General features: G+C 42.3%; 2 protein-coding genes. Both read right to left on the reverse strand.

Annotated elements, in window-relative coordinates; genetic code table 11:
* Positions 1 to 5 precede the first annotated feature (5 nt).
* Positions 6 to 1,463: a glucosaminidase domain-containing protein gene (locus tag C7379_RS11220; RefSeq protein WP_116617372.1), complete on the reverse strand. Its 1,458-nt coding sequence runs from the start codon at positions 1,461 to 1,463 to the stop codon at positions 6 to 8.
* 40 nt (positions 1,464 to 1,503) lie between these two features.
* Positions 1,504 to 6,207 carry a zincin-like metallopeptidase domain-containing protein gene (locus C7379_RS13045; protein WP_243406796.1) on the reverse strand — a complete coding sequence of 1,568 codons (4,704 nt, stop codon included), beginning with the start codon at positions 6,205 to 6,207 and terminating at the stop codon, positions 1,504 to 1,506.
* Between the last annotated feature and the right edge of the window lie 437 nt (positions 6,208 to 6,644).

Consider the following 6,644-nt stretch of genomic DNA (forward strand, 5'->3'; position numbering starts at 1 on the left):
GATAGTTAAGCTCTTTTGATGTTGTTTGCTTGTTGCTCTTCTGGCAGGTCGCTGTCGAAATTCAAAGAGGCTGTCTGCGCAAGTTGCTTGACATCGACACTTTCTCTGTCTCTTCTAATAGAAGCGGCTTCTTTGGTCTCCTTGTTTTCATTTGCCTCTTTGGACGCTTGCAGATCTTTCATATTATCATCTCCCTGCAAGTCTTGGGCAAGTGTTAGGATGCCCATGAAAAGAGATGAGATAAGATTGGAGATGGGATTGCCACCGCCAGAAAGCCCTGCACTGTCACCATTTTTATTCATCAAGTATTCCAACCATCGGTCAGGATCGTCGGAATTTGTGATGTGAGCAAGCAACATCTGCATCTGGGAATTATCCATTGGGGATTCCCGTATTTCTGAAGGCGCATTGGTATACCCCATTTGAGAGGAATAGCGTGTCATCAAGTCTTGACCGCCCTTATTCAATGTGCCGGGGAGGTTCCCACGGAATGAGAGTTCGGCAAGATATTCTACAGGATCATAGCTTTGAAGTGTACCCTGTGCATTATAGAACTTGGTCTCAAAATGAAGATGTGGCCCCGTGGAGCGTCCAGTATTTCCTGAATATCCCAACTGTGTTCCCGCATTCACCGCATCACCGACTTTTACTCCGATCTCGCTAAGGTGCATATAAGTGCATTGAAGGCGAGTACCGTCCGTTCGATGATATTCTACCGTAATCATATTGCCAGCTGCACCGTTGTTGGGCTTGACGGCAATGACTGTACCATTGTCTTCAGTACCGTAAATGGGAAGATACCTACCGTTGGTGCCAAGATCGATACCTCCATGATGGTGACCTGTGCGTTTCTCTCCATATTCTCCCGTTACTTTCAAACCTTCTAAGTTAATGGGCATGCACCAATGTCCTTGTAAGGGTGTGAGTGAAATGCCCGAGGGGGCAACCTTCGTTTGATCAGGTTGCTGACCTCGCATATATCCCACCTGCAATCCATGCTGTTGCGCCTGTTGAACGGCAATACGATCAAATCTGTCCAAACCATATCCGCTGATAATGCTTTCTATTTGAGATACGTAGTTCTTTGCAGTGGCATAACCACCAGCTTTGATACCTTTTGCCCAGCCTAAATGATCCGTACTGTCATTGATCGGGCAATTTCTCAGATAGCGTTGCTGAAGCAATATGGCGGAATGGTCACTAAGGCTTTGAGATACGTTATCGTATGACCGAAATGCTTCATGGGGACGGTCATCATCATAATAACTTACTCTACCTGTCCAAGACGAGCCTTTCTTGATTCCGAAGAAATTGTTGTCGTGAAGAGCGAGAGCCGAGGTTCCCCAAGAACTCTCAATGGCCATTTGAGCAAGAATGACAGAGGAGGGGATGCCATACTTGACCTGTTGCTCCATAGCATAGGGTGCGTATCTGGCAATGAATTCTGAAGTTGATATGGCCATGTTTTTAATAATATGTCATGTCGAATAGTTACTGAATTTGTTAATTGAGATGAAGGGAACGTACTTTCTGTTTGAGATTGGACTGATTCTCTTCTTCCTTTTCGGAAGGTGATTGTGAAGTTCCTTCAACTTTATTTTCTTTCATATCGGATTCCTGTTGGCCATTCTCAACAGACTGCTTTCCATTCTCTGCAGATTTTTCGGTCTGCACATTTTCTTTCAGAAAAGGGGCGAAAGCAACTGCTGCAATAGCTTTCTTGTAGGCGGACATATCATCCGCCAGCCACATCCTGTCCCATCGCTGTTTAGAAATTTCCTTTTTCATGAATTTTCCGTCTACAGTGGCCATGACATATTTTTTGTCGGGATTTTCCCTGTCTTTAGTGATGGTAGGACGCTCTATTTTGCTGATGTCTACATTGGGAACTTTCGGCATGATAAGATCTACCTTAATTTCTGGATGTGCCTTGGCAACAGCGTAGTATTTCTGTGCAAGGGCTTGATGAATTTCCTGCTGCCTATCCGTTCCTCTGACATCGAAGTATAACTTCTTATGAGAGTCATTGGGATAAATGGCGAACGAGGGTTCTTTCTCTGCCTTGAAGAAAAATGCCCATTGTCCTTTTTCGTCACGCATTGGCGTAAATATTTCAATCTTTGGTAAGGCTGCTGCTGCAATCTGCGGTTTTACATCAATATCTCTATGCTGACTGAACTCATATTGTTTCAACCGATCTACGGAGACGGTCTTATCCTTATAGTAGTCGTCAGGCTCTTTGAGTCCTAAAGCACCACCGGCATTATAGAACTTGACATCGGTGATGCCCTCGTGTCCTAATGCTATTTTGATACGATCTTTGCGAATGCCCGAGATCTCTACGTTGTCTTCAAGAGAAGCTCCTTCAGGAAGAATGACATCGGCTGAACCTTTTGCTGTATCTCTGACAATGACGATTTCTTTTGAATCTATATCTGGGAGCTTAGACAAGTCGGTGGAAATCTGATATTGCCTCTCACTGACGGCCAGGTCTTTTAGGGGCAAATCCTTACGAATTTCTTCGTACTTGACAAGCTGCTTCTGCATGTGCTTATCGATGGACTCAACGGCATTGTTGACATCTTTCTCCAGCAGTCCCAGCAGTTTGGGATTTTCCTTGATCTCTCGTTTCCAATAGTCAATATGTTGCATACTTTCTTTTGAAAGGCTTGCAGGAAGTCCCTGACGTGCCATCAGAATTCCAGCAGAGAGGTCTTGAACAAATCTCTCGTATTTCGCATCATCGTTGGGGAGGAGATTATTGCGTCCCATGCGGTCTAAACGTTGCTCGCTGCCTGTGGCTGCTACAATGGCTCGGTAAATATCATTGGCCTTCGCAATGGCAGCCTGTCGGCTATTACCGCTATTCTTATCCATCATACCGCTGACAATAATCTTGTCAGCTTGCTTGTCATATTCTGCATCTTGCAACACCATGACACGCTCATAGCCGATACCTGCGGATTTGGCTACTTTTTGGGCGGTTGAATATGCCTTGTTCAACACATCCTTTTCATTGGCTACTCTTTTTATGAGTTCTGAACTGTCAAGGTTGTCGGCAACAACAACCCACTGCTTGGCTTGAACGAGCTTTGGCAGATAGTCGTCGATTCTGTCAAGTGGAAAACCTGTGGACTTGATTTTTTGACCATTGACCTCAGTTTGACCTACTGGTAAACCTAATATTTTACCTGCTCTGGTGGCATCATTGCCGTAAATATGATACTGGTTATCGTTACGCGCAACGACAATGGCTGTTGGATGGTTGGATTTAAGTTTTTCGGAATAATTTATCATATTTGTCACGCCACGTTCGGAGAGTTCCTCATATTTGGCACCAGTCTCTTTCAGTAAATCACTGTACATTTCTTTTCCTGTCAGGGATGTTTGGTCGATATTGAAAATCTGCTGGGTCTGACGGGTATGGTGTTTGACATAAAGAGACTTCTCATCCTCGGGAAGTCCCTGATATTCCCCCTTGGTGATAACATCTTTAGTAGCAATATTCTGGTAATCCCAACGAGTCCAATTGAAAGGAAGTGCTTTCTCATTAGTTTTGACAGAATCGCCTACATTCTTCAGTTCATCAAAATAGGCATAAACATTGGAGCGGTAACCCTTCTGATCGGACTGAAGGTTCATCATCAGATTGTTATACGGAGTAATTGGTGTCTTTGCCCAAAGAAACTCTGCGTTGCTCTTACCAGCCTTGTTCATCCAAATTCCTTTATTGCCTTTAGCAAGCTCTAACGCACCAAGCAGTAAGGCGGCATGTAAGAAGATCTTTGAAGTATAACCGCTGTCTTTTTCCTCTCTTCTATTCTCTTCTTCTCTACGTTTCTGTTCTTCAACTTCACGTCGACGCTCATCTTCTCGAGCTTTGGCAGCAGTTTGCTTGGCTTGTTCAATCTTCTGCTTCTTTTCTTCTACGGCAGATTGCTGGGCTTCGGCAATGACAGCAGCTTTCTTTTCGGCTACTTCTTTAGAAACGTGTCCTCCTTCCATGATTTTCTCTGCAATACCTGCTACATTCGTTGCAGGGTTACTGTCTTCTGAAAGGGAAACGTTCTCCTGAACTTCCTCGGGCTGTGAAGTTTCAGGCCACCATTTTGCAGACAAATTATTATATTTTACATAATCTAAAAAGGCAACGGCACTTTCTTCTTTTTGACTGTCAATTTTATGCTGATTGCAATAACTGTTATACCTCTCTTTTATCCCTTCAAGAGGAATCATTTGTATATACTCTAATTTGCTTATTGTACCATAAGCCACCGCATTTTCTATTTCAAAAACAGAATATGGTTCTTCTTGTGGAGATTTATCAAGTTCTTCTGGTTTAGACAAAGATACAGTTTGGGCTTCCTCGTGTTTATCCGTGACAGTGTAGGCTGCCGTAATCTTGCCTGACTCTAAAATGTCTATAGCTTCTTTTACTCCCTCTTTAAGATCGTAGCCAAAGTATTCTGAATTTCGTACTCTATTTTTTAATGTGGATATAGCATTTGGTATTATGCCTTCTTCAGGTATTCCTTTGGAAGACTCCAAAGCTGAAAGGGCTTCAAACTCTCCAACTGAGAGAAGTCCTTCCTGCTTGGCCTTGTTAACTTCATCTATGGTTTTCCAGCTTTGCTTGTCATCGGAGAAGGATAAGGTAATTTGCTGACCTTCCTTTTGTGATAAAACTGCAGAAAATATATAGGCTGCTGCAATATCAACGCTTTTACTTGTGTAGGAGCTTTGCATATTGACATGTGTTTCTTCTTTTGGCATTGCATCAACCCATGCAGAGAGTGTATCGGGAATATATCTTGATACAAGGACTTCTACGAGACCGTCAATTTTAGCTGTTAGGCTTTTCTCACCCCATTGATCCATATAGATAGTGCCTTTTACACGTGGAAGAATGTCTTCAACACCATTCAATAGTGTTTTGCCATATTCTTCTGCAGTTTCCTGATAGGTAAAATCTCCATCTTTACCTTTTTCTTTTTCGTAAGTCTCCCACGTTGGAATCTCACGAGTAAATGGGGCGGTAGATACCTGAGCTTTCATATCTTCATTTTTTTGAGGTTTTTCTTTGGAGGAAACATTTTCTTTCGTTTGGGCAAGCTCTCCATCAATTCCTTCCAAATTGCCAGCTTTCAGAGGCTTTTGATTCAATGCTATACGCTGTTCGTCAATCTTGTCAATAATCATATCAGAAGCCTTGCCTACGTCTGTCATAATGGTAGAAATGGTTTCAGGTTTGCCCTTTAGCCTATTTAACCACCCACTTAGATAGTTGGCGTTGTTCTCCAGAATCTTTCTATCAAAGCCCATCGTACTGCCAACAAGGGCAGAGGTCATTTCTGCGATCAATTCCTCATGAGCGTAATTGTCCGTGCCATGCTGACCGAAACTTCTGTCAAGACGATCCTCGTGTCCCGTTGAATGAGCCATTTCGTGCAGGGCGGTGGAATAATATTCCATGCCGTCACGATAGACTTCCTCGGGTGTCTGCCCAAGTTTGAACTGTGATTTCATCGGAAGAACGATGGTGTCCGTTGACGGGCGATAAAAGGCTTGCTCGGAGGGTTTGTCATATTGTATTTTGGCATACCACGCCTTCGTCTCAAACATACGGTCAAGAGCTTCGTTTACATACATTCCATCTGTGTCCTTCACTTCTTGTTCGGGAACTTTGAAGCGTGCCACAATGGCATCGTACTTTTTCTTGTTGACTTCTTCAAGGTTGGTCTGGTCTATATTGAAAACGCTGAAAACTCTTGGAAAAGGACGCACGACCAGCTTGGAACGTTCTTCCTTTGACATCGTATTATAGACTTCTTCAGAGATTTTATTCCCATCCTCGTCTTTGATGGATAGTCCCCACTTGAAGACTGGAACGGACTTTTCACCAGGTTTGACTTGGAGATTCTGATCCTTGGCTTGAAGGAATGTCATATAGACAGGTGTCTTATACCCTTGCTCTGCGGTGTTGAACATGAGAAAGAATGAATTTCCACCAGAATACGTCCGTCCGCTGATGTTTTGCGGCAAACCTTGCACAGAACCATTGATACCCATCCAGCCTTTCTTCCAATTGTTGGCTTTGGCTGTCTCGATAATTTTAACCATCATGTCCGCAAATTTCTTCAGAATTTCATCGGACTTATTTTTTCTCTTTCCAGAATAATTGGTTTTTTTGAAATCTCTTTCGGTCATTTTCGTAAATTTTGATAGTTACAAAATAAATGACTTAACAGCAAATAAGCATCCTCAAAAAAATAAAAGTCTTATATTAACGTTTTCAGAACCTTTTTTCTGACTTGGAGAGTTTTTTTTGTTAAAAAACAACCTCCATTTTTTTGATAATCCAATAAATTCATGATAATGACCGCATCCTGCATTTTACTTCCCTTTTATTATCTCATATATATGGCAAACGTCTATATACCATAACTTGTTAATACGAATAGAAAGCTAATGCGTATATACATATATACGTATAGACAGCTATAAAACTATACGACTATATATTGATGAAGGCAAATCCATTGAATGATCTGTCTTCACTTTTTTACTTGAACATTTATCTAATTTTTATTTCCGTTTCTGCCTTCGACCTCACTTTCCATCACCTTTGTAGTCATCATCGACTT

It is taken from the genome of Hallella colorans, from assembly GCF_003096815.1.
GTDB classification, from domain to species: Bacteria; Bacteroidota; Bacteroidia; order Bacteroidales; family Bacteroidaceae; genus Prevotella; species Prevotella colorans.